Annotated in this window: 24 protein-coding genes and 1 pseudogene; 21 read left to right on the forward strand and 4 right to left on the reverse strand. The window is 71.5% G+C overall.

Annotated features, from left to right (window positions below; genetic code table 11):
* The first annotated feature begins 146 nt into the window (after positions 1 to 146).
* Positions 147 to 1,613, forward strand: a complete 1,467-nt coding sequence (locus ACWD6P_RS26640; protein ID WP_451446684.1) for an aminopeptidase P family protein — start codon at positions 147 to 149, stop codon at positions 1,611 to 1,613.
* A gap of 28 nt (positions 1,614 to 1,641) precedes the next feature.
* Here ACWD6P_RS26640 and ACWD6P_RS26645 read toward each other — a convergent pair whose 3' ends face one another.
* Positions 1,642 to 2,295 carry a TetR/AcrR family transcriptional regulator C-terminal ligand-binding domain-containing protein gene (locus ACWD6P_RS26645; RefSeq protein ID WP_451446685.1) on the reverse strand — a complete coding sequence of 218 codons (654 nt, stop codon included), beginning with the start codon at positions 2,293 to 2,295 and terminating at the stop codon, positions 1,642 to 1,644.
* 547 nt (positions 2,296 to 2,842) lie between these two features.
* On the opposite strand from ACWD6P_RS26645, the gene ACWD6P_RS26650 reads away from it, so the two are divergent.
* The 6 genes from ACWD6P_RS26650 to ACWD6P_RS26675 all read left to right on the forward strand — a co-directional run bounded on the left by ACWD6P_RS26650 (position 2,843) and on the right by ACWD6P_RS26675 (position 7,879).
* A complete protein-coding gene (locus ACWD6P_RS26650) occupies positions 2,843 to 3,367 on the forward strand; it encodes a hypothetical protein (RefSeq protein ID WP_451446686.1) in 525 nt (174 codons plus the stop codon).
* A 173-nt stretch (positions 3,368 to 3,540) separates the two neighbouring features.
* Positions 3,541 to 4,377, forward strand: a complete 837-nt coding sequence (locus ACWD6P_RS26655) for a DUF4097 family beta strand repeat-containing protein (protein ID WP_451446687.1) — start codon at positions 3,541 to 3,543, stop codon at positions 4,375 to 4,377.
* A 165-nt stretch (positions 4,378 to 4,542) separates the two neighbouring features.
* On the forward strand, positions 4,543 to 5,532 hold the full coding sequence (locus ACWD6P_RS26660) for an ATP-binding cassette domain-containing protein (RefSeq protein ID WP_451446688.1): 990 nt from the start codon (positions 4,543 to 4,545) through the stop codon (positions 5,530 to 5,532).
* The gene (locus ACWD6P_RS26665) at positions 5,529 to 6,320 is read left to right on the forward strand and encodes an ABC transporter permease (protein WP_451446689.1); all 792 of its coding nucleotides are present in this window, start codon (positions 5,529 to 5,531) and stop codon (positions 6,318 to 6,320) included. The genes ACWD6P_RS26660 and ACWD6P_RS26665 overlap by 4 nt, the downstream gene beginning before the upstream one ends.
* 94 nt (positions 6,321 to 6,414) lie before the next feature.
* On the forward strand, positions 6,415 to 7,656 hold the full coding sequence (locus tag ACWD6P_RS26670) for a cytochrome P450 (RefSeq protein ID WP_451446690.1): 1,242 nt from the start codon (positions 6,415 to 6,417) through the stop codon (positions 7,654 to 7,656).
* 4 nt (positions 7,657 to 7,660) lie between these two features.
* Positions 7,661 to 7,879: a ferredoxin gene (locus ACWD6P_RS26675; RefSeq protein WP_451446691.1), complete on the forward strand. Its 219-nt coding sequence runs from the start codon at positions 7,661 to 7,663 to the stop codon at positions 7,877 to 7,879.
* Between the two features lie 103 nt (positions 7,880 to 7,982).
* Here ACWD6P_RS26675 and ACWD6P_RS26680 read toward each other — a convergent pair whose 3' ends face one another.
* Entirely contained in the window at positions 7,983 to 8,480 is a 498-nt protein-coding gene (locus ACWD6P_RS26680; protein ID WP_451446692.1) for an ATP-binding protein, read from the reverse strand.
* A 247-nt stretch (positions 8,481 to 8,727) separates the two neighbouring features.
* Between ACWD6P_RS26680 and ACWD6P_RS26685 the strand changes: the two genes are divergently transcribed.
* The 9 genes from ACWD6P_RS26685 to ACWD6P_RS26725 all read left to right on the forward strand — a co-directional run bounded on the left by ACWD6P_RS26685 (position 8,728) and on the right by ACWD6P_RS26725 (position 18,996).
* Positions 8,728 to 9,609: a hypothetical protein gene (locus tag ACWD6P_RS26685; RefSeq protein WP_451446693.1), complete on the forward strand. Its 882-nt coding sequence runs from the start codon at positions 8,728 to 8,730 to the stop codon at positions 9,607 to 9,609.
* A 132-nt stretch (positions 9,610 to 9,741) separates the two neighbouring features.
* Complete coding sequence (locus ACWD6P_RS26690; protein ID WP_451446694.1) at positions 9,742 to 10,488, forward strand: YcnI family copper-binding membrane protein; 747 nt, start codon at positions 9,742 to 9,744, stop codon at positions 10,486 to 10,488.
* A 70-nt stretch (positions 10,489 to 10,558) separates the two neighbouring features.
* Entirely contained in the window at positions 10,559 to 11,206 is a 648-nt protein-coding gene (locus ACWD6P_RS26695) for an SCO family protein (RefSeq protein ID WP_451446695.1), read from the forward strand.
* Positions 11,203 to 11,649 (forward strand): copper chaperone PCu(A)C, encoded by a 447-nt coding sequence (locus ACWD6P_RS26700; RefSeq protein ID WP_451446696.1) that lies wholly within the window; start codon positions 11,203 to 11,205, stop codon positions 11,647 to 11,649. The genes ACWD6P_RS26695 and ACWD6P_RS26700 overlap by 4 nt, the downstream gene beginning before the upstream one ends.
* Positions 11,650 to 11,709: 60 nt before the next feature.
* Complete coding sequence (locus tag ACWD6P_RS26705; protein WP_451446697.1) at positions 11,710 to 13,776, forward strand: copper resistance CopC/CopD family protein; 2,067 nt, start codon at positions 11,710 to 11,712, stop codon at positions 13,774 to 13,776.
* Positions 13,776 to 15,107 carry an iron uptake transporter deferrochelatase/peroxidase subunit gene (gene efeB, locus ACWD6P_RS26710; RefSeq protein WP_451446698.1) on the forward strand — a complete coding sequence of 444 codons (1,332 nt, stop codon included), beginning with the start codon at positions 13,776 to 13,778 and terminating at the stop codon, positions 15,105 to 15,107. Before ACWD6P_RS26705 ends, efeB begins: the two co-directional genes overlap by 1 nt.
* 209 nt (positions 15,108 to 15,316) lie before the next feature.
* The gene (gene pheA, locus ACWD6P_RS26715; RefSeq protein WP_451446699.1) at positions 15,317 to 16,243 is read left to right on the forward strand and encodes a prephenate dehydratase; all 927 of its coding nucleotides are present in this window, start codon (positions 15,317 to 15,319) and stop codon (positions 16,241 to 16,243) included.
* A 639-nt stretch (positions 16,244 to 16,882) separates the two neighbouring features.
* A complete protein-coding gene (gene serS / locus ACWD6P_RS26720; RefSeq protein WP_451446700.1) occupies positions 16,883 to 18,172 on the forward strand; it encodes a serine--tRNA ligase in 1,290 nt (429 codons plus the stop codon).
* Complete coding sequence (locus ACWD6P_RS26725) at positions 18,169 to 18,996, forward strand: HAD family hydrolase (RefSeq protein ID WP_451446701.1); 828 nt, start codon at positions 18,169 to 18,171, stop codon at positions 18,994 to 18,996. The genes serS and ACWD6P_RS26725 overlap by 4 nt, the downstream gene beginning before the upstream one ends.
* Before the next feature lie 222 nt (positions 18,997 to 19,218).
* On the opposite strand, the gene ACWD6P_RS26730 is transcribed toward ACWD6P_RS26725, so the two are convergent.
* Positions 19,219 to 19,941 carry a rhomboid-like protein gene (locus ACWD6P_RS26730; protein ID WP_451446709.1) on the reverse strand — a complete coding sequence of 241 codons (723 nt, stop codon included), beginning with the start codon at positions 19,939 to 19,941 and terminating at the stop codon, positions 19,219 to 19,221.
* Positions 19,942 to 20,369: 428 nt separating this feature from the next.
* On the opposite strand from ACWD6P_RS26730, the gene ACWD6P_RS26735 reads away from it, so the two are divergent.
* From ACWD6P_RS26735 to mltG, 5 genes are all read left to right on the forward strand, one after another.
* On the forward strand, positions 20,370 to 20,696 hold the full coding sequence (locus ACWD6P_RS26735; protein ID WP_451446702.1) for an SAV_915 family protein: 327 nt from the start codon (positions 20,370 to 20,372) through the stop codon (positions 20,694 to 20,696).
* Between the two features lie 14 nt (positions 20,697 to 20,710).
* A complete protein-coding gene (lysA, locus tag ACWD6P_RS26740) occupies positions 20,711 to 22,237 on the forward strand; it encodes a diaminopimelate decarboxylase (protein WP_451446703.1) in 1,527 nt (508 codons plus the stop codon).
* 244 nt (positions 22,238 to 22,481) lie between these two features.
* On the forward strand, positions 22,482 to 23,201 hold the full coding sequence (locus tag ACWD6P_RS26745; RefSeq protein ID WP_451446704.1) for a FadR/GntR family transcriptional regulator: 720 nt from the start codon (positions 22,482 to 22,484) through the stop codon (positions 23,199 to 23,201).
* A gap of 90 nt (positions 23,202 to 23,291) precedes the next feature.
* The gene (locus tag ACWD6P_RS26750; RefSeq protein ID WP_451446705.1) at positions 23,292 to 24,710 is read left to right on the forward strand and encodes a CynX/NimT family MFS transporter; all 1,419 of its coding nucleotides are present in this window, start codon (positions 23,292 to 23,294) and stop codon (positions 24,708 to 24,710) included.
* A gap of 245 nt (positions 24,711 to 24,955) precedes the next feature.
* A complete protein-coding gene (mltG, locus tag ACWD6P_RS26755) occupies positions 24,956 to 25,792 on the forward strand; it encodes an endolytic transglycosylase MltG (protein WP_451446706.1) in 837 nt (278 codons plus the stop codon).
* 18 nt (positions 25,793 to 25,810) lie between these two features.
* Here mltG and ACWD6P_RS26760 read toward each other — a convergent pair.
* A pseudogene (locus tag ACWD6P_RS26760) lies at positions 25,811 to 26,282 on the reverse strand (ABC transporter permease); the annotation flags it as partial.

Below are 26,282 nucleotides of genomic sequence, written 5' to 3' on the forward strand. Positions count from 1 at the left end.
GGGACCGGCCCCGGCGGCACGCCTCCGCCGCCGCAGGTCCCACGGCCGCAGGGCCGTAATGCCTGAGAGGTCACACCTTCCGCCCTCTGGACCGCCGTCTGTCCGCACATACGATGGAATGCGGTTCAGTCTTAAAAGGAGGCATAGTGACCGACGAGCTCACGCCGGAGACCCCGGACGAGGACGAGCAGCCGATCAAGCAGCGCAAGAACGGCCTTTACCCGGGCCTCTCGGATGAGCTCGCGGAGAACATGAAGGGCGGCTGGGCCGACACCGAGCTGCGCGATCTGCAGCCGATCGAGCAGGCCCCGAACGCCGCCCGCCGCCGGGCCGCGCTCTCCGCGCGCTTCCCCGGTGAGCGCCTGGTGATCCCGGCGGGCAACCTGAAGACCCGCTCCAACGACACCGAGTACGGCTTCCGCGCCTCGACGGAGTACGTCTACCTCACCGGCGACCAGACCGACGACAGCGTCCTGGTGCTGGAGCCCCGTAAGGACGCGGACGGCCACGACGCGACGATCTACCGGCTGCCCCGCTCCAACCGCGAGAACGGCGAGTTCTGGCTGAACGGCATGGGCGAGCTGTGGGTCGGCCGGCGCCACAGCCTGACCGAGGCCGAGGCGCTGCTCGGCGTCCCCTGCAAGGACGTGCGCGAGCTGGCCGACGTGCTCAAGGAGGCCACAGGACCGGTCCGCGCCGTGCGCGGCCACGACGCCGGCATCGAGGCCGCGCTGACCGACAAGGTCACCGCCGAGCGCGACGAAGAGCTGCGGGTGTACCTCTCCGAGGCCCGGGTGATCAAGGACGAGTTCGAGATCGGCGAGCTGCAGAAGGCCGTCGACTCGACGGTGCGCGGCTTCGAGGACGTCGTGAAGGTCCTGGACAAGGCCGAGGCGACCTCCGAGCGCTACATCGAAGGCACCTTCTTCCTGCGCGCCCGCGTCGAGGGCAACGACGTCGGCTACGGCTCGATCTGCGCCGCCGGCCCGCACGCCACCACCCTGCACTGGGTCCGCAACGACGGCGCGGTCCGCTCCGGCGACCTGCTCCTGCTGGACGCCGGCGTGGAGACCACCACCCTCTACACCGCCGACGTCACCCGCACCCTCCCGATCAACGGCCGCTACACCGACCTCCAGCGCAAGATCTACGACGCGGTGTACGAGGCCCAGGAGGCCGGTATCGAGGCGGTCAAGCCGGGCGCGGCCTTCCGCGACTTCCACGACGCCGCGCAGCGGGTGCTCGCCGAGAAGCTGATCGAGTGGGGCCTGGTCGAGGGCCCGGTCGAGCGGGTGCTGGAGCTGGGGCTGCAGCGCCGCTGGACCCTGCACGGCACCGGCCACATGCTTGGCTTGGACGTCCACGACTGCGCCGCGGCCCGCACCGAGGCGTATGTCAACGGCACGCTGGAGCCCGGCATGGTGCTGACCGTCGAACCCGGCCTGTACTTCCAGGCGGACGATCTGACGGTGCCCGAGGAGTACCGCGGCATCGGCGTCCGGATCGAGGACGACATCCTCGTCACCGAGGACGGCAACCGGAACCTGTCGGACGGGCTGCCGCGGCGCTCGGACGAGGTCGAGGCGTGGATGGCGGGGCTGCTCAAGAAGTAGCCCCGCGCTCCCCCGTCTCCCGGTGGCGTCAGGCGTCGCCGGGAGACGGACGACCGTGCTCCGGGCCGCCGGCCGGCCTCGCGTACGCGCCCACGCGGGCCGCCGCCCATACGGCGGTGGCCGCCGATTCGGCGAGCGCGTCGTCGACGGGGCGGCGGGCGATCAGGATCCGGTAGTAGAAGGGCGCGCCGAGGGCCGACATCACCTCCTCCGGGTCCGTCTCCGCGGGCAACTCGCCGCGTTCCACGGCCCGTCGCACCATCAGTCCGGCCAGGGCCAGCCGCTCGTCGAAGAAGGACCGCAGCACCCCGGCCGCCTGCCGGTCGCGGGCCGCGGCGGAGACCACCGCCTCGATCAGCCTGCTCATCCGCGGCTGCCCGTAGAACGCGCTTATCGAGCGGGCCAGTGCCCGCAGATCCCCCGGCAGCGTGCCGGTGTCCGGCAGCGGCACATCGGAGCTCAGATCGGTCAGCAGCTCGCAGGCCAGTCCCTCGATGCAGCGCCAGCGCCGGTAGAGCGTCGCCACGTGGATTCCCGAGCGCTGCGCGACCTTCTCCATGGTGAGCCCGGCGAAGCCGGCGTCGTCCAACTCTTCTAAGACAGCGGCCAGTACGGCCTGCCGGGTGCGGGCAGTACGCCCGCCGGGCCGGGTCGCGCCCGGGGCATGGTGCGCTGTCGTCACGACGGCTCCGTATTGCAGTGCGGGTTCACGCCAAGTATTGTCCGAGAAAGATTAATGCGAATCACTTCGTGTTAGTCCTGGTGTGCGCGCTGGTCTCGTAGGGACAGGGGACGCCGCGGGGGAGGTCCTCCCACCGCGAGACCGCGCTGCCCCAGGGTGATTTCCGGTCAGTCGTCAGACTGCCGATGTTCGCCCCGGATTGACACCCTTGGTAGGCCGTCTTTGGTACGCCACCACCCTTGGTACGCCATCTTTGGTACGCCAGCCCAGATGCCGGGAATGCGGCGGGCGCCCGTCATCGGGCGGCGGGCAGCGGTCATCGGATACTCAACTCATCGGCGCCATGGGCCAGTTGCGCCGCGGGCAGTCGGAGTGTGTGGCGCAACGCCCCTCGTGCCGTTGTTCGTTCGGCGGCCGGATCCACGTGTGGCATCGCATCCCCGTGTGGCGTCGCATCCGCCCCCGATGACACCACCGTGGCACCGCCCGCGCCACGATGGTGCCACCGAGGCTTGCGATGGCGCCACGATGGTGTCATAGTGGAGCCATGGACCTCACGCCCTACGTCGACAATCTCCGGCACGAGCTCGCGATCGCCGCGGACGCCGGCGGAGACGAAGCCCGCGCTCTGGCCGAGCGGCTCACCACACCCCTGGAGTCGGCCGCCCGGCTGACCCTGCTGAACGCACTGTCCGCCGCCATGGGTGAGGTCACCCGTGACCTGGCGCCGGGCTCGGTCGACGTACGGCTGCGCGGGCTCGACCCGGAGTTCGTGGTGACGCTGCCGCTTGAACACGAGGCGTTCGAGGAGGCCGGGGAGCCCGAGAGTGTCCCCGCGCCGCCGCCGGTTCCGGTCGCGGACAACGACGAGGGCGGCACCGCACGCATCAACTTCCGGCTCCCGGCCCATCTCAAGACCCGGGTCGAGGAAGCCGCCGGCCACGAGGGGCTCTCGGTCAACGCCTGGCTGGTACGGGCCGTCGCCACGGCGCTGGAACAGCCCGGCGAGCGGGCCCGGCCGGCCGCCCGCCGCCCCCGGAGCCAGCAGGGCTTCACGGGCTGGGTCCGCTAGGGCCTGTCCTATGGGTCAGGGATCGGAAAGGCCCTAGGGCGGCCCGGGCGCCACCGCTCACCCCACCGGCACGCGCACCAGCTCAGTCACTCATTCACCCTCCCCCAGCCCACGCTGGGAGGTTCCCCCAGACCAGCGGGAACGCAGACCACAGTCAAGAGGACGGGACAGCCATGCCAATTTTCGACACTCCCGAACCGCTCTCCGCCACCCTCGAATTCGACATCGCGTCGGTCCGGATCATCGCGAGCAAGCGCACCGACACGGTCGTCGAGGTGGTGCCGACCGACCCGGCCGAGGAGGTCGACGTCCGGGCGGCGGAGCAGACCAAAATCACCTGCTCGGGCGGCAAGTTGCTGGTCAAGGGCCCCAGGAAGCGCTCCGTGTTCGGCAAGAGCGGCTCGCTCGACGTGACCGTCGAGCTGCCGGCCGACTCGGACGTCCTGGGCAACGCGCCCATGGGGGACTTCGTCTGCGAAGGCCGGCTGGGCGAGTGCCGGCTCAAGACCTCGCTCGGCTCCCTCCAGGTCGAGCAGGCGGCCGCCGCCAACCTGAAGACCGGCCACGGCACGATCAGCGTGGAACGGGTGACGGGGGACGCCGAGCTGGTCGGGGCGGGGCGGATCGACGTCGGTGAGATCGGGGGCACCGCGTCGGTCAAGAACAGCAACGGGGACACCGTACTCGGCGAGATCACCGGCGATCTGACGGCGAACGCGTCCAACGGCGGCATCTTCGTGGACGTCGCGCACGCCTCGGTCGACGCCAAGACCGCCAACGGGTCTGTCAAGATCGGCGATGTGACGCGCGGTCAGATCACGCTGCAGTCCGCCGCCGGTGATCTGGAGGTCGGCATCCGGGAGTCCACCGCCGCCTGGCTCGACGTACGCACCCGCGTCGGCCGCATGCACAACTCCCTCGGCGAGTCGGAGGGGCCCGGCGACTCCGCCAACAAGGTCGAGGTGCGCGGCCGCACCGGCGTCGGCGACATCGTCATCCGCCGCGCCTGACCGCCTGAGCCGGGGCACCTCCCATGCCCGCGCAGGCCATGGGGGGAGGCTCCCGGTCCCGCGATCCACCGCGCCCCACGCCCCGCGCCCCGCTCACCGCTCACCGCTCACCGCTCATCTCGCACCGCTCACCACCACACCGCACCGCACTCTCAGAGGAGTGTCATGACCATGACCAATATGGTCGCCGCCGCGCCGGCGATCACCGCCACCGGACTGTCCAAGTCCTACGGCGACAAAGTGGTGCTCGACGGCATCGACCTGCACATCCCCGAGGGCACGATCTTCGCGCTGCTCGGACCCAACGGCGCCGGCAAGACCACCACCGTCCAGATCCTCTCCACCCTCATCTCCGCGAACGCCGGCCAGGCGCGGATCGCGGGCCATGACCTGACCGGCGACGTCGACGCCGTACGCGCCGCGATCGGGGTCACCGGCCAGTTCGCGGCCGTGGACAACCTGCTGACCGCCCACGAGAACCTCATGCTCATGGCGGACCTGCAGCATCTGAGCCGCCGCGAAGGGCGACGGCGCGCCACCGAGCTGCTGCGCCGCTTCGAGCTGACGGACGCCGCCAAGAAGCCCGTCTCCACCTTCTCGGGCGGTATGCGGCGCAAGCTCGACCTCGCGATGACCCTTGTCGGCGATCCGCGCATCATCTTCCTCGACGAGCCGACCACCGGCCTCGACCCGCGCAGCCGCCGCACCATGTGGGAGATCATCCGCGCTCTGGTCGCCGACGACGGCGTCACGATCTTCCTGACCACGCAGTACCTGGAGGAGGCCGACCAGCTCGCCGACCGCATCGCCGTCCTGGACCAGGGGAAGCTGGTCGCCGAAGGCACCGCGGACGAGCTGAAGCGCCTGATCCCCGGCGGCCACATCCGCCTCCGGTTCGGCGACGCGAACGGCCTCGAAACGGCCGCGTCCCTCTTCGGCTCCGCCGCGCGCGACAGCGAAGAGCTCACCCTGCACATTCCCAGCGACGGCGGCATCCCCGCGCTGCGGGCCGTCCTCGACGCCCTGGACGACGCGTCGCTCAAGGCGGAGTCCCTCACGGTGCACACGCCCGATCTCGACGATGTCTTCCTCACCCTCACCGGCCAGACCCAGTCGGGCGCCGGGGCCAACTCCCAGAAGGAGAGCGTCCGATGAGCTCCCTGTCCTACGCCGTCAGCGATTCCCTGACGATGCTGCGGCGCAACCTCAAGCACGCGCTGCGCTACCCGAGCATGACGGTCTCGGTCGTCGCGATGCCGCTGGTGATGCTGCTGCTGTTCAACTACGTCTTCGGCGGCGCCCTGGGCACCGGCATCGGCACCACGCCCACCGGCGACGGCGAGTACATCGACTACATCGCGCCCGGCATCATCCTGATGGCCGCGACCTCCGGAGCCCTGTCCACCGCGATCAGCGTCTGCTCGGACATGACCGAGGGCATCGTCAACCGGTTCCGCACGATGTCGATCTCCCGCGCCTCGTTCCTGACCGGGCATGTCGTCGGCAGCATCATCCAGACGCTGGTCAGCATCGCGCTCGTGGTCGGCGTCGCACTGCTGATGGGCTTCCGCCCCAGCGCCACCCCCGTCGAGTGGCTCGCCGTCATCGGCCTCCTGGCCCTGCTCATCCTGGCGCTGACCTGGCTGGCCGCCGCCATGGGCCTGATCGCCAAGAACGTCGAGACGGCCAGCAACATGCCCATGCCGCTGACGTTCCTGCCCTTCCTCGGCAGCGCCATCGTCCCGCCGGAGTCGATGCCCACCGGGCTGCGCTGGTTCGCCGAGTACCAGCCCTTCACACCCGTCATCGAGACGCTGCGCGGCCTGCTGCTGGGCACGGAGATCGGCAACAGCGGGCTCATCGCACTCGGCTGGTGCGTCGGCCTCACCCTGGTCGGCTACCTGTGGGCGCGCTCCGCCTTCAACCGGGACGCCAAGCGGTGAACACCCCACCGCACCAGCCACTTCGCACCGCCGCGCACCGCACCGTGCAGCGCGCCTTAGCCCATCACAGCTGACCTGAGTACTGGAGGACACCATGCACAACGAGCCGTCGACGCACACGTCCGGGAAGCCCGCCGGGGACCCGGCGCCGGTCTCCGAGCTGCCGACCAACCGCCCCACGGGCTGCCCCTTCGACCCGCCCGCCGGACTGGCGCAGCTGCGCGAGGAGCAGCCGCTCCGCCGGATGACCTACCCCGACGGCCATGTGGGCTGGCTGGCCACCGGCTACTCCACGGTCCGCGCGCTCTTCGCCGACCCCCGCTTCAGCTCACGCTACGAGCTGATGCACTACCCGTTCCCCGGCGTACCCGAAGGCGGCCTGCCCCCGGCGCCGGTCGGCGACATGACCGGCATGGACGCCCCCGAGCACACCCGCTACCGCAAGCTGCTCGCCGGCAAGTTCACGGTCCGGCGGATGCGCGCACTGACCGACCGCGTACAGGAGATCACCGCGGCGCACCTGGACGCCATGGAACGCCAAGGCGGCCCGCTGGACCTGGTGACGGCGTTCGCCCAGCCCATACCGGCCCTGATGATCTGCGAACTGCTCGGCGTCCCCTCCTCCGAGCGGGAGACCTTCCAGCGGCAGACGCACACGATCATGGACCGCAGCTCCACCGACGAAGAGAAGTACGCCGCCATGACCGGGATGGGGGAGTACCTGCACGCGCTGGTGCTGGCCAAGCGTGCCGAGCCCACCGACGACCTGCTCAGCGATCTGACCACCAGCGATCTGACCGATGAGGAACTCACCGGCCTGGGCAGCTTCCTGCTCGCCGCCGGTCTCGACACCACCGCCAACATGATCGCGCACGGCACCTTCGCGCTGCTGAGCAACCCGGACCAGTTCGCCGCCCTGCGCGACGACCCGGACCTCGCCGACCAGGCCGTCGAGGAGCTGATGCGCTACCTGACCATCGCGCACACCACCGTCAAGTCGGCACTGGAGGACGTCGAGCTGGACGGTCAGCTGATCAAGGCCGGTGAGTCGGTCACCCTGTCCATGGAGGCCGCCAACCGCGACCCGCAGCGCTTCCCCGATCCCGACAGCCTCGACCTGCACCGCAAGGCCACCGGGCACCTGGGCTTCGGCCACGGCATCCACCAGTGCCTGGGCCAGCAACTGGCCCGCGTCGAAATGCGCGTCGCCCTCCCCGCGCTCATCGCCCGCTTCCCCACCCTGCGCCTGGCCGTGCCGGCGCAGGAGGTTCCGCTGCGCACCTTCTCGAACATCTACGGGGTGCACCAGCTCCCGGTCACCTGGGACAAGGAGTAGCCCGATGGCCCTCACCGTCAGCATCGACCGCGACCGCTGCGTCGGCGCTGGGATGTGCGTACTGACCGCCCCCGGGGTGTTCGACCAGGACGACGAGGACGGCCGGGTGCTGCTCCTGACCGCTGATCCCCCGGCCGACCGCACCAGCGCGGCCCGCAGCGCCGCCGGCTTCTGCCCCGCCCAAGCGATCACCGTCACCGACCCGACGGCGCACCGCCCCTGATCGTTTCCGACAGCCCAAGGCCCAGGTCCCCCGGACCTGGGCCTTGCCCGTTGAGCCGAGGCGTGCGGCAGCCGGCGCCCCGCCCGTCAGGCTCGCGCTGCGCTCACGACGCCATGAGAAGCGCCGCGCCCTCGCGCCACTTGAGGATCTTGTCGAAGCTGACGACCGCGCCGGGGCGGCCCGTGCGGTTGCGGTAGCGGACGTGGTCGGTGAGGGCCTCGATCAGAAAGAGCCCCCGGCCTTCCTCGGCAAACACGGGGGCCTGCGCGGGGGTGGGCACGGGGGCCGGGGCGAGGGCGTCGTCCTCGGCGGTATGGGGCGGGGCCGGGGGGACGGGGCCGTCGCGGAAGCCGGGGCCCGAGTCGGCGACTTCGATGCGGCAGGTGTCGCCGTCGAGGAAGGCCGTGACGCGGTAGTCCTCGGTGGCCGCGTCACCGCCGTGTTCGACCGCGTTGGCGCAGGCTTCGGAGAGTGCCACCGACAGGTCGTAACAGATGTCCGGGTCGACGCCCGCGGTCTCCATCGTGCCCAGCAACAGGCGACGGGCGAGCGGCACGCTTGCCGCCTCACGCCGCAAGTGGAGTGACCACCAGATGCTCATCGCTCCAGCCTCCTGGCCGCGGCTCGACATATCGATACCTATTGCCGTGCCACATGGTCCGTAAGCATGTCCGGGACGTGATACCGCTCATTCGGCGGATGCGAAGACTGAGCGCATCGGTGTAGGTGAAGCGCCGCGTACGCGCCGTCGCGCGCCCCGCTTGCCACCCTTGACGCCCCGGGAGGCGCCCTTTCCGCGCCGCCCTGCCGTAGGCGGCGGGTAAGGGCAGTGGGATGATGGCGCGGCCATGCCTGCCCCGCCCACCCCTGCAGCGCGCGCGGCCGCCGATCTGCGGCTGCTGAGGGCCGCGGTCTTCACCGCGGTCTGTGTCGCGCTGTCCGCGGCCGGGCACATGATCGCGTCGTACGCGACCGTGCCGCTGTGGACGCTGGGGATCGCCGCGGGGCTGGTCTTCGCCGTCGCGGCTCCGCTGGCCGGGCGGGAACGCTCGCTGCCGGGGATCGCCGCGGGGCTCGCCGTGGGCCAGCTCGCACTGCACTCGCTGTTCGCGTGGGGCCAGGTGCCGGTATCCGCCGCGTCCCGTATGGGAGACATGGCGGGTATGGCGACCGGTAGCGGCGGCGCCGGTACCGGCGGGCTGCCGGACGCGGCGGCGATCGCCCTCGTACGGCACATGACCTGCGGGCTCGGCGCGGGCCGGATGGACGGCGACCAGGCGCGGCGGATTCTCGGCTCGGGCGGCTTCGACGCCGCCTCCGTCGCCGGCGCCACACCGGCCGGGCACGCGACGGCCGGCGGCACGGCCGCCGGCGACCTGGGCATGGCGCACTGTCTGACGCCTTCGCTCCCCATGCTGCTGTGGCATCTGCTCGCCGCGCTCGCCGTCGGCTGGCTGCTGCGGCGGGGCGAGGCGGCCCTGTGGCGGCTGGTCCGGCTGTCGGCCCCGGCGGCCTACGCGCTCACCGTCGAGGCGCTGGTCGGTGCGGTGCGCGCGGCGCTCGCGCTGGTCCGCGCCCTGATCACGGGCCTCGCCACGGCGCACGATGATGCGCTGCGCGCCTCCGTTTCGTACGGGGATGACAAACCCGGCCCGGAGGACCCCGCACTCCACCACAGTGTCGTCAGGCGAGGACCCCCCTCCCTGGCCGCCCTGGCCCTCGCGGCCTGACGTCGCGCGAAGCACGCTCCCACAGGACGGGTACGGGCTCGCGCGCCGCTGCCGTACGCGCGCCACCCCACCACCGTCACCAGTACCGAGCACACAGCACCGTGCTCTTCTCCTTCCTGTGGAGTGTTGTCAATGTCGAAGATGTCCCGGTTCTCTCGCCTGTCCACGGTGTCGCGGCTGTCGGTCGTGGGCGGCGCCGCCGCGGGCAGCGTGCTGCTGCTCGCCGGCCCGGCCTTCGCGCACGTCAGCGTGCAGCCCGGCGAGGCACCGAAGGGCGGCTACGCGGTCGTCAACTTCAAGGTGCCCAATGAGCGGGATGACGCCAATACCGTGAAGCTGGAGGTCACGCTGCCGACCGACCACCCGCTGGCGTCCGCCATGCCGCAGCCGGTGCCCGGCTGGACGGTGAAGGTCACCAAGTCCAAGCTCGCCAAGCCCATCGAGATGCACGGCGAGAAGATCAACGAGGCCCCCTCGAAGATCACTTGGACCGCCGACGACAAGGGCATCGAGACCGGCCAGTTCCAGCAGTTCCCGGTCTCCGTCGGGCAGCTGCCCGAGGACGCCGACCAGCTCGTCTTCAAGGCCCTTCAGACGTACGACGACAAGGAGGTCGTGCGCTGGATCGAGCCGACGAAGGACGGCGCCGCGGAGCCGGAGAACCCGGCTCCGGTGCTCAAGCTCACCGCGGCCGAGGGTGACGGCCACGGCACCTCCGGGGCGAAGCAGGCCGGCGCGAAGAGCGACCACACGACGACGGCCGCCGCGGAGACGTCCACCAGTGACACCACGGCGCGCGTCCTGGGTGTCGTCGGCATCGTCGTCGGCATCGCCGGAGTCGGCTTCGGCGTGTTCGCCGGCCGCCGCCGGAGCGCCTGACCACCCTGCGGGCCGGCGCCCGACCCGCGCCGGCCCGGCACTCGTTCAGAACATATGGGATATATCTGCAATGCGTAGAAGGACCCTGCTCGCGTCCGCCCTCGCGGCGGCCGCGGCCCTCAGCCTGACCGCCTGCGAAAGCGACGCCGGCGGCAAGCCCGCCGCCTCCGTCTCCGGCGGGACGACCGCCAAGCCGATCGTCACGCTCGACAACCCGCTGGAGAAGCCGGACCTGGTCCTGACCGACTCCAACGGCAAGAAGTACGACCTGCTGGAGCAGACCAAGGGCCACCCGACGCTGATCTACTTCGGCTACACCAACTGCCCGGACGTCTGCCCGCTGACGATGGCCAACATCGCGGTCGCGGTGAAGCAGCTGCCCAAGGCCGAGCAGAAGGATCTGCGGGTCGTGTTCGTGACCTCCGACCCGGAGCGCGACACCCCGGCCGCCCTCAAGAAGTGGCTCGGCGGCATCAACAAGGACTTCGTCGGGCTGACCGGCGCGTTCGACACCATCCAGGCGGGCGCGCGCAGCGTGAACATCGGGATCGAGAAGCCGGTCAAGAAGAAGAACGGCGATGTCGTCTCCACCCATGGCGCGCAGGTCCTGCTGAGCTCCTCCAAGGACGACAAGATCCATTGGATGGGCATGCAGGACGCCACCTCCGACAACTACACCTCCGCACTTCCGAAGATCGTCAAGGGACAGAACCCGTGAACCGCCGCACCGCCCTCGCCGCCGCCCTCGCCCTGACCGCCTCGCTCGCCCTGGCGGGCTGCGGCACCGGGGAGTCCGCCCCGCAGTTCACCGTCGACGGCGCCTATATGCCGCAGCCGGTCACCCAGGACATGGCCGGCGGTTACCTCACGATCAAGAACAGCGGCGCGGCCGACAAGCTCACCGCGGTCACCACCGACCAGGCCAAGGACGTCACGATCCACAAGACCGTCGGCAACAAGATGGAGCAGGTCAAGTCCCTGCCCATACCGGCGGGCGGTGAGCTCAGGCTCGAACGCGGCGGCAACCACCTGATGCTCATGGGCCTCAAGTACAAGCCGGCCAAGGGCGACGGCATCCGCATCCAGCTGCAGTTCGCCCACGGCGAGCCCGTCAACGTGGACCTCCAGGTCAAGGACGCCACCTACGCGCCGAAGAAGTAGCGGGCGGCACGGCAGATCACGGCAACAGCACTCACACGGCAGTTGAGGGGAGCGATCACTATGGTCACCACCGGGCTACCGCCACGACGGTCCGCCGCGCTGCGGCTGCTGATCGTCGCGGTGGCACTGGCCGGCGCGCTGTTCGGCGGCGCCGCCCCGGCGTCCGCGCACGCCGCGCTGACCGGCAGCACGCCGGCCCAGGGCTCGGTGGTGGACCGCGCACCCGAGCAGGTGACGCTCACCTTCTCCGAGGGCGTCGCGATGGGCGACGACTCCATCCGGGTCCTGGACCCGCGGGGCAAGCGGGTGGACCGCGGCAAGCTGCGCGATCTGTGCAGCGGCAGCACCGTCAAATACGGCACGGGGCTGCCGCCGGGGCTCGGCGACGGTACGTACACCGTCGCCTGGCAGGCGGTCTCCGCCGACAGCCACCCGGTCTCCGGCGCCTTCACCTTCTCGGTCGGCGCGCCCTCCAAGTCCGCCGCCCCGGTCCCCCAACAGGAGGCCGGCGGCGGGCTGGTGGGCGTGCTCTACGACATCGCCCGCTATCTGGCCTACGCCGGGTTCGTGCTGCTGGCCGGCGGCGCCGCCTTCGTGGTGGCCTGCCGGCCGGCCGCGGCCCTCGTACGGTCCGTGCAGAGGCTGGTGGTCTACGGCTGGGCGGCGCTGACCGCCACCACCGTCGCGATGCTGCTGCTGCGCACCCCGTACACCGGGTCCGGCGAGCTCGCCGACGTCTTCGACCTCGGCGGCCTCCAGCAGGTGCTGATCACCAAGCCGGGCGCCGCGCTGGTCTCCCGGCTGCTGCTGCTCGCGGCCGCGGCGCTGTTCGTGGCGGTGCTCTTCGGGGCGTACGCGCGGGCGCAGGAGGCGGGCGAGGTACCGGGGACGGGGCCCGGGCGGGACGCGTCCCCGGACGCCGACGAGCACGCCGCGGACCCCGCCGAGGAGGCCAAGCGGCGCAAGGACCTCACCTTCGGGCTGGGCATCGGCGGGGTGATCGTCGCGACCGGGCTCGCCGCGACCTGGGCGATGGCCGAGCACGCCTCGACCGGTCTGCAGCCCGCCGTCGCGATGCCGGTCGACGTGCTGCATCTGCTCGCGGTCGCCGCCTGGCTCGGCGGGCTGGCGGCGCTGGTGGTGTCCCTGTACTGGGGGCCGCCGGTCGAGCGGACCGCCGTGCGCCGCTTCTCGCGGATCGCGTTCGGCTCCGTGGTGGTGCTGGTGGCCACCGGTGTCTACCAGTCCTGGCGGCAGGTCGGCACCTGGCATGCGCTCGTCGACACCACCTACGGGCAGCTGCTGCTGCTCAAGGCGGGCCTGGTGGCGGTCCTCGTCGGGATCGCCGGGGTGTCGCGGCGGTGGACGGGGCGGCTGGGCGAGGTCCGTGAGGCGCCCGCCAGCGAGCCCGAGCGCGAGCCCGAGCCCGAGCGCGCCCTCGTCCACGAGGGAGCCCCGGCACCCGGCCCCGACGCGGAACCGGCACCCGGACCAGACGCGGAACCGGCACCCGCATCCGACCCCGCCATGGCCTCCGAGGAGGCCGCCGACCCCGCCCGTGCCGCGCAACTCGCCCGTCAGCAGGCCGCGTTGCGCACCGCCCGGACCAAGCGGCTGCGCGACGCTGACGCCGAGCGGCTGGGGCTGCGCCGGTCGGTCCTGGCCGAGGCGTCGGTGGCGGTGGTGGTGCTGGTGGTGACGACGCTGCTGACCTCCACCGAGCCGGCCCGTACGGAAGCGGCGGTCAAGGCCGCGTCCGGCGGGCAGTCCACCGCGGCCAACCAGCCGCAGGTGCTGACCATCCCGTTCGACACCGGCGGTCCGGGCGGCAAGGGCACCGCCCGCGTCGACCTCGACCCCGGGCGCAGCGGCAACGCCAACGAACTGCGGCTGCGGCTCTCCGACCCGTCGGGCAGGACCATGGACGTCCCCGAGGTGAAGGTCTCCTTCACCCAGAAGGCCAAGAAGCTGGGGCCGCTGCCCTTCGTCCCCCGGCACATCGGCAAGGGCCACTGGCGCGCGAGCGGCGTCCAGTTGCCGGTCCCCGGGCAGTGGCAGCTCTCGCTGCTCGTACGGACCTCCGACATCGACCAGGTGACCGAGACCAAGAACGTGAAGATCGGCTGATGAGCAAGCGAACCGACCAGGCCGCCGCCCCCCGGGCCGCCGCCCCGAAGACCTCCGGCGCCCAGGGCTCCGGTGGCCGGGCCGCCGGCCCGCAGACCTCCGTGGAGCTCTCCCGGCGACGGCTGCTGGGCACCGTCGGCGCGGCCGGCGCGGCCGGGCTGGTCGCGGGCGGGGCCGGGGGCGCCATAGGAGCGTCCGCCACCCAGGACGACGCGCCCAAGGCCCTGACCACCATCGGGTCGACCGAGGTGCCGTTCCGGGCGGCCCGCGCCAGGCACCAGCCGGGGATCACCACGCCCTTGCAGGCCAATGGGCACCTCGTCGCCTTCGACCTGGCTCCGGGCGCGGACCGCAAGGCCGCGGCGGCGCTGCTGCGCCGCTGGTCGCGGACGGCCGAGGAGCTGATGGCCGGGCGCGCCCCGGACGCCGACACCGGGGTCGCCCTGGACGCCGGGCCGTCCTCGCTGACCGTCACCTTCGGTTTCGGCCACAGCTTCTTCGGGCGTACGGGCCTGACGAAGCAGCGCCCCGTACAGCTCGACCCGCTGCCGGACTTCTCCGCCGATGCGCTGGACCCGCGGCGCAGCAACGGCGATCTGTGGATCCAGATAGGCGCCGATGACGCCCTGGTGGCCTTCCATGCGCTGCGCACGCTCCAGAAGGAGGCCCGGGACACCGCCCGGGTGCGCTGGCAGATGAACGGGTTCAACCGCACCCCGGGCGCCACCGCGCATCCGATGACCGCCCGCAACCTGATGGGCCAGGTGGACGGCACCAACAACCCCAAGCCGTCGGACGAGGACTTCGACCAGCGGATCTTCGTGGGACGGGACGCCGGGCAGGCGTGGATGCGCGGCGGGTCGTACGCCGTCGTCCGCCGGATCCGGATGCTGCTGGACGACTGGGAGAAGCGTTCCCGGCACGAGCAGGAGCGGGTCATCGGGCGCCGCAAGGCCGACGGGGCGCCGCTGACCGGCGGCTCCGAGACCACCCCGATGAAGCTGGACGCGACCGGCCCGGACGGGCTGCCGGTCATCCCGGCCAATGCGCATGCCCGGATCGCCGCGCCGGCGTCCAACCAGGGCGCGGCGATGCTGCGCCGCCCGTTCTCCTTCCACGACGGCTACCGCGCGGACGGCGCCCCGGACGCCGGGCTGCTGTTCGTCTGCTGGCAGGCCGACCCGCTGCGCGCCTTCACCCAGATCCAGCGGAAGCTGGACCGCGGGGACGCGCTGTCGCCGTTCCTGCGGCACGAGGCGAGCGGGCTGTTCGCGGTGCCGCCGGCCCCGGAACCGGGCGATTACGTGGGCCGGCCGCTGCTGGAGGGGTAGCCTCCCGGGGGCTTGGCCTGGGGCGGGGCCTTAAGGGGGAGGCGAACAGATCCCGTAGGGGTGGGGATGCCCCCTTGCGGGCCGCAACGTAGTGGGGGGGTGGCGGTATTCCCATGGCCCGCCCGGTGGCCGGAACGGCTCGGTATCGTGGCAGGGCAGGGAGAAGATCGGCGGGGTGCCCCCGCAGTTACGCGAGGGAGTGCTCAACGATGTCGGCCAGCCGCTATACGTATCTCGGCCCCGCGGGCACCTTCACCGAGGCCGCGCTGCGCAGCCTTCCCGAGGCGGCGACCCGCGAGCTGGTGCCGATGGTGTCGGTGCCGGCCGCCCTGGACGCGGTGCGCGCCGGTGAGGCCGCGGCCGCCCTGGTGCCGATCGAGAACTCCGTCGAGGGCGGGGTGACCACCACCCTCGACGAACTGGCCGCCGGCGAGCCGCTGATGATCTACCGCGAGGTGCTGCTGCCGATCGCCTTCGCGCTGCTCGTACGCCCCGGGACGGCGCTCGGCGACGTCAAGACGGTGACCGGGCACCCGGTCGCCCAGCCGCAGGTGCGCAAGTGGCTGGCGGCCCAACTCCCCGAGGCGGTGTGGGAGTCGGCGGCCTCCAACGCCGACGGTGCGCGGCTGGTGCAGGAGGGCCGCTACGACGGCGCGTTCGCGGGCGAGTTCGCGGCGGCGACGTACGGGCTCACGCCGCTGGTCACCGACATCCACGACGCGCAGAACGCGGCCACCCGCTTCGTCCTGGTGGGCCGCCCGGCCCGGCCCGCGGCGCCCACCGGCGCGGACAAGACCTCGGTGGTGCTGTGGCTGGCCGAGGACCACCCCGGTGCGCTGCTCGAACTGCTCCAGGAGTACGCGGTCCGCGGCGTCAGCATGATGCGGATCGAGTCCCGGCCGACCGGCGAGGGCATCGGCCGCTACTGCTTCTCGGTGGACTGCGAAGGGCACATCACCGACCGCCGGGTCAGCGAGGTGCTGATGGGGCTCAAGCGGGTCTGCCGCGAGGTGCGGTTCCTCGGCTCGTATCCGCGGGCGGACGAGATGACGCCGAGCGTGCGGCGGCAGATGACGGACTCGGCGTTCACCGAGGCGTCGGACTGGCTGGCGCGCTGCCTGGACGGGCGGGGCTGAGCAGCCCGCGGATCCGGCACGACCTGCGGCTTTGAGGGGCCTGTGGGTTATCCACAAAGTTATCCACAGGCTCGGTTCTCGACCTGTGGGTAAGTCGACATGAGAGTCGGACAGAGTCGACAAATCGGCCTACTGACATCACACCGCTCCACAGCGGCCCACCCCGGGCACCGTCAGCATAATTCACGCGATCAATCCTTTAGAGCGAGGCAATCCCACACGAAAGAGTGCGTGAAGGGGGTTTGGACAGAGAATCCATAGTCGGGCATTTCGAGAACGGAATGATCAACTCCGACTTCCACAGATCTCACACACAGCCTGTGGATAAGAATCCGAGAACCCCCAGGACCTGTGGACAACCATGGGATCCCCGGGGAAAACCAGGGTCCCAACTCCCGCCGTCCACATAGTGGATCACCCGGCGCGACCCCCGGGAAATCCCCCTCGCGGACATCGGGAATTCCGCCGCGCGCCCCGTCACGCCCTTCTTCCGCTTACCCGCCGCTCACCTGCCACCCCTTCGCCCACCCCTCCCGTCACCGCCACCCCCTAAGGGAATAAATGCCCCAAAACGGGCAAAGTGATTTGCCGGAGAATATCGCGTCGAGTGGCGGCGCGCGGCCCCGGTAGCCTGGGGGTGTGATTGACCTTCGCCTGCTCCGTGAGGACCCCGACCGTGTGCGCGCCTCCCAGCGCGCCCGTGGAGAGGACGTCGAGCTCGTCGACGCGCTTCTCTCCGCCGACGAGCGGCGCAGGTCGTCCAGCGCCCGCTTCGACGAGCTGCGTGCCGAGCAGAGGTCGCTCGGCAAGCTCATTCCCAAGGCCAGTGGCGACGAGAAGGCCGAGCTGCTGAAGAAGGCCGGCGAGCTCGCCGCCGCCGTCAAGGCCGCCGACGCCGCCCAGGACGAGGCCAAGGAAGAGACCCAGCGGCTGCTGCTGAAGCTCGGCAACCTCGTCCACCCCGACGTACCCGTCGGCGGCGAGGAGGACTTCACGATCCTGGAGAAGCACGGCACGATCCGCGACTTCGCCGCCGAGGGCTTCGAGCCCAAGGACCACCTGGAGATCGGCGAGCTGCTCGGCGCCATCGACGTCGAGCGCGGCGCCAAGGTGTCCGGCTCCCGCTTCTACTACCTGACGGGCGTCGGCGCGCTGCTGGAGCTCGCCCTGGTCAACGCCGCCATCGCGCAGGCCACCGCGGCCGGCTTCACGCCGATGCTGACCCCGGCCCTGGTCCGCCCGCGCGCCATGGAGGGCACGGGCTTCCTCGGCCAGGCCGCCGAGAACGTCTACCACCTCGAAAAGGACGACTACTACCTGGTCGGCACCTCCGAGGTCCCGCTCGCCGCGTACCACATGGACGAGATCGTGGACGCGGCCAAGCTGCCGCTGCGCTACGCCGGTTTCTCCCCGTGCTTCCGCCGCGAGGCCGGCACGTACGGCAAGGACACCCGCGGCATCTTCCGGGTCCACCAGTTCGACAAGGTGGAGATGTTCTCCTACGTCGCGCCGCAGGACGCGCAGGCCGAGCACCAGCGGCTGCTGGACTGGGAGAAGCAGTGGCTGACGTCCCTGGAGCTGCCGTTCCAGGTCATCGACGTCGCCACCGGTGACCTCGGCGCCTCGGCCTCCCGCAAGTTCGACTGCGAGGCCTGGATCCCGACCCAGGGCAAGTACCGCGAGCTGACCTCGGCCTCGAACTGCGACGAGTTCCAGGCCCGCCGGCTGTCGGTCCGGATGCGCGAGACCGTCGACGGCAAGCCGAAGACCCAGCCGCTCGCGACGCTCAACGGCACGCTCTGCGCCGTACCGCGCACGATCGTGGCGATCTTCGAGAACCACCAGCAGGCGGACGGCTCCGTGCGCGTCCCCGAGGTGCTCCGCCCCTACCTGGGCGGACGGGAGATCCTGGAGCCCGTCGCCAAGTGAGCCCCTCAGCTCCGGCCGGCTCCGCGCTGCCGTACAAGCTCATCGCGACGGACCTCGACGGAACGCTGCTGCGCCCGGACGAGACCATCTCCGGGCGCACCCGCCGGGCGCTCGCCGCGGCCACCGCGGCGGGCGCGGCGCATATCGTCGTCACCGGCCGTTCGGTGCCCTGGACCCGGTACATCCTCGAAGGCCTGGACTACCACGGCCTCGCGGTGTGCGGCCAGGGCGGGCAGGTCTACCACGCCGGTGAGCAGCGGCTGCTGACGTCGGTGACCCTCGACCGCCAGCTGGCCGGTCTCGCGGTGTCCAAGATCGAGGCAGAGGTCGGCCCGCTGTACCTGGCCGCGAGCCGGGACGGTCTGGAGGGCGAGGTGCTGGTCGGCCCCGGCTACCGCATCCAGGGAGGCCCGCTGCCGGCCGTCCCGATAAGCGACCCCGGCGAGCTGTGGGCCGCCCCGCTGAACAAGGTCTACCTCCAGCACCCCACGCTGGACGACGATGCGCTGGCGGGCGTCGCACGCCAGGTCGCCGGTGATCTGGTGGGCGTGACGATGGCCGGCGCGGGCATCGTCGAACTGCTGCCGCTGGGCCTGTCCAAGGCCACCGGCCTCTCACTGGCCGCCCGCCGCCTGGGCATCACTGCCAAGGAGACCGTGGCCTTCGGCGATATGCCCAACGACATCCCGATGTTCGCCTGGGCCGCCCACGGCGTCGCAATGGCCAACGCCCATGACGAACTGAAGGCCGTCGCGGACGAGGTGACGGCCTCCAACGCGGAGGACGGGATCGCGGTGGTGTTGGAGCGGGTTTACGGGGGTTGAGGGGGCGCTGGGGCTTGAGGGGCTTGCGGGGCTTCAAGGGGGCGCGGGGCTCAAGGGAGTCGCGGGGCCTCAAGGGGGCGCGGGGGCCTCGAGGGGGTCGCGGGGGCGCAAGGGAGAGTCGCGGGCGTGGCTTGTGAGGCCCCCGGAATATCGCCCCCTGCCCCGACGTTGTGGCCCCGCAGGGGGCCCTCGCGTCCCCTACGGGATGTGTTCGCTTACGCCCTAGGGGTCGCCCGCGGCGTCGACCTCGGGGTTCGCTTCGGGCTCCTCCCCGGGCTCCTCCCCGGGGTCCTCCTTGGGTACGGCCCCCGCCGGGGTCAGCGGCCAGGCCGCGAAACCCATGATCAGCGCGATGGCGTGGCCGAAGTCGGTGAAGGTCGCGCCGGTCGTCAGCGGAATGCCGAAGAAGACCAGCACCCCGACCAGGTAGACGTAGCGCCAGGGCGGGCACAGCCGGTACGTCAGCACGCCGGCCGACGCCGCCAGCCCGTAGGAGACGCCGATGTCGACGACATGGGTCATCGAGCGCGGCAGATGGTGGCCCTCGATGGCCAGCAGTACGAGCTCCTGGCTGGCCAGGGTGGCCGCGATATGCGCGCCGCCGACGGTCAGCAGCCAGCGCCAAGTCCCCACCCACCGCTCCACGTTGGCGTGCAGCAGCTCGAACATCACCGCGTAGAGCAGGAACGACTCGGGCCGCTCGATCCAGAAGCCGCTGATGAGCAGCGAGGGCAGCGGATGCTCGTTCAGCTCGTGGATATTGCTGCTGGTGCGGTGGACGAGGAACTGCTCCAGCCCCTCGGAGGCGGAGGCGATCACGAGGCTGGTGACGCCGATGACCAGCAGCCAGATGTGGGTGCCGGGACTCGTCCGCACCCAGGCCCGCACCCAGGCCACGGGGTCGCGGCCGGACCGCCACGAGCGGCCGTCCCGCGGTGGCTCCATCAACGCTCTCATCGCATGTGAGGCTAGCGCGTGCGGGGGCGCGGCGGCGGGGCGCGCGGTGGGCTATACGGGCGCCGTGCGGGGCTGATGACGGTGACCGTGCGGGCCCATCACGGTGACGTACAGAGCTGATCACGGTGGTCATGCAGAGCTGATCACGGTGACCGTACAGAGCCGATCACGGTGGTCGTGCAGAGCCGATCACGGTGATTGCGGTCGCAGCGGGTGACGGCGCAGCGTCACCGACGCACCACAATCGGCCACTGGACGGCAGCATCGCGTCAAACAGTGTCCACAACTCGTCAATGAGGCGTCAGCAACTGGCGGAGGGGTCCGTTCCCCGGGCATAGCGTCGTCAGAGCCGAGCCCCGGCGTATGCGTCATCCACTGGTCCGGGGCCGCCGATGTCCTGTTCGAGGAGCAACGCCGTGTCCCACCTTCTGTACGCGGAAGATCCCGAGCCTTCTGAACGCGTCCCGGCCGGGCCTCTGTTCGTCCCCGTCCGGTCGGGCCCCGCGGGCTGCACCGCCCGCCTGTTCCGCACCCCGCTCGGCGGCCGTACCGCCGTCGGCTTCACCTCCGCCCAGCGGCTGACCGCGGCCCTGGGCGGCGGCCAGCCCTGGGTCAGGCTCTCCGAGCCCGCGCTGCGTGCGCTGGCCGAGCCCGTCGGTGCGACCGTGCTGACCGTCGACCCCAGGCTCGCCCCTGAGGTTTCCCGTATGCCGCGTACGCACCACCACCTACGGGCCGTCTGAGGGAGGGGCGCCACATGAGTCACAGCACACTGCCCCGGACCGCGCACGAAGCCGCCGATCCGTCGGCGACCGCCGTTCCGTCGTCGCCTGCCGTCTCGTCGTCGACCGCCGTGCCGTCGTCGGCCGGAGTCGTGGCGGCGACGCCCGCGCCGCCTGCCGTCGCCCTGCCGGACGCCCTGCCGAACGCCCTGCGCACGCCACCGCACGACGAGCCATCGGCCGGCCACCAGCCGACGGACGACCACGAGCCGCTCTCCATCTGGCCCGCGTCCACGGCACCGCTGCGCCAGCACGACCTCGCCGTGGGCGGCGTCCCGCTCACCGAGCTGGCCGACCGCTTCGGCACCCCCGCCTACGTCCTGGACGAGGACGAGGTACGCCACCGCTGCCGCGCCTACCTACGGGACTTCCCTGACACCGACGTCTACTACGCGGCCAAGGCGTTCCTGTGCCGCGCCATGGTCCACTGGGTGCACGAGGAGGGCCTCGGCCTGGACGTCTGCTCCGCCGGCGAGCTGGAACTGGCCGTCACCACCGGCTTCCCGCCCGAGCGGATCGTGCTGCACGGCAACGCCAAGAGCCCGGCCGATCTGCAGGCCGCACTGCGGCTCGGCGTCGGGCGGATCGTCATCGACTCCACGTCGGAGATCGCCCGACTGGCCGCCGCGGTCCCGGCGGGCGCCCGGCAGAAGGTGCTGATCAGGGTCGTGCCCGGGATCGCCGCGGGCGGCCACGCCAAGATCCGTACCGGGACCGACGACCAGAAGTTCGGGCTGTCGATCGCCGACGGTTCCGCACTGCACGCCATCACCCGGGTGCTCAGCCAGCCGCGCCTCCAACTGGTCGGGCTGCACTGCCACTTGGGCTCGCAGATCACCACCGTCAAGCCGTATCTGTCGGCGGTACGGCGACTGGTCGGCCTGCTCGCGCGGATCCGTGAGCAGCACGACATCACCCTCCCCGAACTGGACCTCGGCGGTGGCCACGGCGTCGCCTACCGCCCCGGCGAGCCCGCGCTCGACACCGCGGCGCTGGGCGCCAAGCTCCGCGCGGAGCTGGCCGGAGGCTGCGCGGCGGCCGGGCTGCCGGTGCCCCGGCTCGCCGTCGAGCCCGGCCGCGCCATCGCGGGTCCCGCCGGCGTCGTCCTCTACCGGGTGCTGTCCGTCAAACGGACCGGCACGCACACGTTCGTGGCGGTCGACGGCGGGATGAGCGACAACCCGCGGCCCGCGCTGTACGGGGTGCGCTATGCGCCCCGGCTGGTCGGGCGCGGCTCGCTCGCCGCGCCGGAGCCGGTCACCGTCGTCGGCCGGCACTGCGAAGCCGGCGATGTGCTCGCCACGGACGTCCAGCTCCCGGGCGACATCCGCCCCGGCGACCTGCTGGCGGTGCCCGTCGCCGGCGCGTACCACCTCTCCATGGCCTCCGGTTACAACCTCGTCGGCCGTCCACCGGTCATCGCGGTCGCCGACGGCCACGCCCGCGTTCTCGTACGGCGGGAATCCCTGGCGGACATTCAGGGGCGGGACATCGGGCTGTAGTTGCAGCTGTAAGTGCAGTGCACCTGTAAGGGGCAGGGGTGGGGCTCCTCGGGGTGGCCGTGTGCGGTCGCCCTCCAGAGCCCCACCCCACATTTCCATGTATGATGAATCCATCAGTTGTAGGATGACCGGGCAACCGTGGGGCGAAGCAACCGGAGCAACCGGAGCAACTGGAGCAACGCGGGCGGGCCAAGCAACCCAGGCAACCGAACGGAACAGAACAGAACGGAACGGGCAGACGGACATGGCACTGCAGGCAGCGGGGCGGCAATCCCTGGTGGACACCGTTGTCGAGGCCCTGCGGTCCCAGCTGACGGCCGGGGAGTGGCAGGTCGGGGCCCGTATCCCCACCGAGCACGCGCTCGCCGAGCAGCTCCAGGTCGGCCGTAACACCGTCCGCGAGGCCGTGCGGGTGCTCGTACACGCCGGAATGCTGCGTTCACGGCAGGGCGAGGGCACCTTTGTCGTCTCCACCACCGATCCGGGCGACCTCATGCGCAGCGTCCAACGGGCCGGTATCCGTGACGTCCTGGAGCTGCGGATCGCGCTGGAGGCGGAGGCCGCCCGGCTGGCCGCGCTGCGGCACCGGCCGGCCGACCTGGAGCGGATGCGGGCCGCCCTGGACGCCCAGGCGGAGTTGTCGGACGCGGACGGCCAGCCCGAATCCGGCAGCCTGGAGCTCTACGCCGATCATGACGTCGCCTTCCACACGGCCGTCGTCGAGGCCGCGCACAACGCCGCGCTGACCGCCACCTACGGCTGGTTCAGCAGCTCGGTACGGGAGGCGCTGGTCAACGGGCTCGGCGACCAGGAGATGCCGAAGATCGCGCACGGGGACCACCGCGCCGTCATGGAGGCGATCGCGGCGGGCGACCCGGAGGCCGCTGAGCGCGCCACCCGCGAACTGCTGGAGAGGCCGAAGCGGGCCGTGGAGGCCCTGCTGGCCGACGACTCGCTCCTCTGAGGATCTTCCTCTGCAGATCCTCCTTCCTTCCCTCCTTCCTTTCCTCCTTCCTTCCCTTTGCGCAACAGACTCTTGGCGAGGTACGCACGCATGTCAGGGCCCAGGTCCAAGGCACCCTTGATCGACGCCGAGCAGGACCTGGTCGTGGCACCGCCCGTCGCCACGGCCCGCCTACGGCTGCGGACGGTTCACCCGGCGCTGGTCCTGGCCGGAATCGTCCTCGCCGCGCTCAACATGCGGGCGGCGCTGGCCGGGGTCTCGCCGCTGCTCGGTGAGATCGGTGCGCACTTCCATCTGGCCGCGACCGCCAGCAGCCTGGTGACCACCATCCCGCTGATCTTCATGGGTCTGGGCTCGATCGTCGCGCCGAAGCTGGCGCGACGCTGGGGCACCGAAGCGGTGCTGTGCGCGGCGCTGGTGGCGCTGTGTGGCGGCATCGTGCTGCGGATCGCGCCTCCCGTGGCGGCGCTGTTCGCCGGGTGTGCGGTGGTCGGCGCCTCCATAGCCCTGCTGAACGTACTGATGCCGGGCCTGATCAAGCGGGACTTCCCGGATCGGGCGGCTGGAATGACGGCGCTGTATTCGACGGCGATGATCCTGGGCGCGACGGTCTCCGCCGCCTCCGCGGTCCCGTTGGAGAACGCGTTCGGCGGCTGGCAGGGCTCGCTGGTCTCCTGGTCGCTGCTGGCCGCCGTCGCCGCGGCCGTCTGGCTCCCGCAGGCGGTCATGACCCGCCGTGGCACCCGGCACGGCGCGGCCGCGGCCACTCCCGTGCACCCGGCCGAGGATGGTCCGCGGCTCAGCCGCTCGCCGCTGGCCTGGCAGGTCACGCTCTTCATGGGCTCGCAGTCGCTGATCGCGTACGTGATCATCGCCTGGATGCCGACCGTCTTCACCGACCACGGCATGGGCAGGGGTGAGGCGGGCCTGGTCTTCGCCTTCAGCACGCTGGTGCAGATGGTCGGTTCGTTCGTGGTGCCGATGCTCGCGGGCCGGATGCGGCGGCAGCGGCTGCTGGGTGTGGCCGTGTCCGCGCTGATGGCCTGTGGGGTCACCGGTCTGCTGCTGGCACCCGTGGCGGGCGCCTGGCTGTGGGCCGCGCTGCTGGGCACCGGACAGGGCGGCGCGCTGGGGCTGGCCCTGACGATGATGGTGCTGCGCTCCGGCGACGCGCACACCGCCGCCCGGCTCTCCGGGATGGCCCAGACCGGGGGCTACCTCCTGGCCGCCGCCGGCCCGCTGGCTCTCGGCGCGGTCCACCAGGTCACGGGCGGCTGGACGGTCCCCCTGGTGCTGTTGCTCGGCGTCTGCGCGGGGCTGGCCCTGCTGGGCATGGGCGCGGGGCGCGACCGACGCATCGGGGACGCGGGCGATGCGGGCGATGCGAGCGGGACCGGTACGACGGGCTACGCGGGGCACGGGGCTGGCACGGCGGACGACGGACACGAGGCCGACACGACGGGCGAGGAGCACGGGGCCGACACGGCGGGCACAGCGGGCAGGGCGTAGGTCCGACGGACACAGCCGACGAGGCGCAGGCCCGGTGGGCACAGCCGACAAGGCGCCGGCCCGGTAGGCGCAGTCGGCAGGGCACAGGCCCGGTGGCAGCGCGCATGGTCGCTCCGCCGCCTCGGGGCCCGCTGACCGGCACCGATGTGGGTACTGCATGACGAGGCGGTGAACGATCTCCGCCGTCGGCAACGATCCGGGAGTGCCCACGCCGCGCCCGTACGGTCTTGGCCTACCGTGCCCCCATGAGCGATGTTCAGCCCACCGTTCGCCGGCCAGGACCGCGGTTCTCCCGCATCGGCTGGCTCATCGTCGTTGCCGTCCTGGCCGTCCTGGTCCTCCTTGCCGTGCTGATCCTGCCGCGGTTGCTGCGCGGGCCGGGGGGCGAGGAGAAACTGACCGTGCCGGAGGGGCAGCGGGCCGCCCAGATCTACGCCGCCGCCGACAAGGCGCTGCATCTAGCCAGCGGCTCCACCGCGAAGGCCGCCAAGAGCGCCCGGCTCCCGCTGCCCGACGAGGCCAAGGGCAATCCTGAGGGCTATCTCTTCCCGGCGACCTATCCGATCCGCCCGGACACCACACCGGCATCGCTGCTCTCGTACATGGTCAAGACCGCCAATCAGCGGCTCGCCGCCGACAAGATCACCTCCTACCGTACGGTCGTGATCGCCAGCATCGTGCAGGCCGAGGCCGACCGGCCGGCCGATATGGGCAAGGTCGCCCGGGTCATCGACAACCGGCTCGCCCGGCACATGCCGCTGCAGATGGATTCGACGATCAACTACGCGCTGGGCCGCAGCACGCTCAACACCAGCCACGCCGACACCAAGACCGACAGCCCGTACAACACCTACAAGAACGAGGGCCTGCCGCCCACCCCGATCGACAACCCCGGTGCGGACGCGCTGAAGGCGGCCGGCGCGCCGCCCGCGGGCGACTGGCTGTACTTCGTCACCGTCAAGCCGGGCGACACCCGCTTCACCGCCGACTACCAGGAGCATCTGCGGAACGTCCGGGAGTTCAACGCCCTGCAGAAGAACGGCGGTAGTGGCGGTAATGGCGGTAGTGGCGGTGGCGCGTAGGGCGGCGTCGGGCCCTCCCTACTCCTCGCCCGCCAGGGTCAGCGCCTTGAGCCGACGGCTCGCGTACCAGGTCGCGGCGACCGTGAGGGCCACCAACAGGCCTATGGCGAGGGGCAGTTGGACGTCGGAGGTGATCGCGCCCGCTGCGGCCGTCTTCTGGCCGACCGCCAGCGCCCACTGCTGGATGCTGAGGGTCTTCGCGCCCGGGACGAGGGTGCCGACGAGGGCCTCCCAGACCAGGGCGTAGACCAGGCCGAAGACCACGGCGTGCCGAGTGACCGTGCCGAAGAGCAGGAAGAGGGCGCTGTAGGCGACCGAGGCGACGGCCGCCGCCACCGCGTACCCCACCGCTATCTGCTGGCTGTTGCCGTTGAGGAGGAAGCCGGCGAGCAGGACGGGGAGGGCGGAGAAGGCGACGGTGACGCCTATCGCGACCAGGAGTTTGGTGAAGATGATCGTCGGCCGGGGCACCGGCTTGGCCAGGAGGTAG

The organism is Streptomyces sp. NPDC002446 (genome assembly GCF_053595675.1).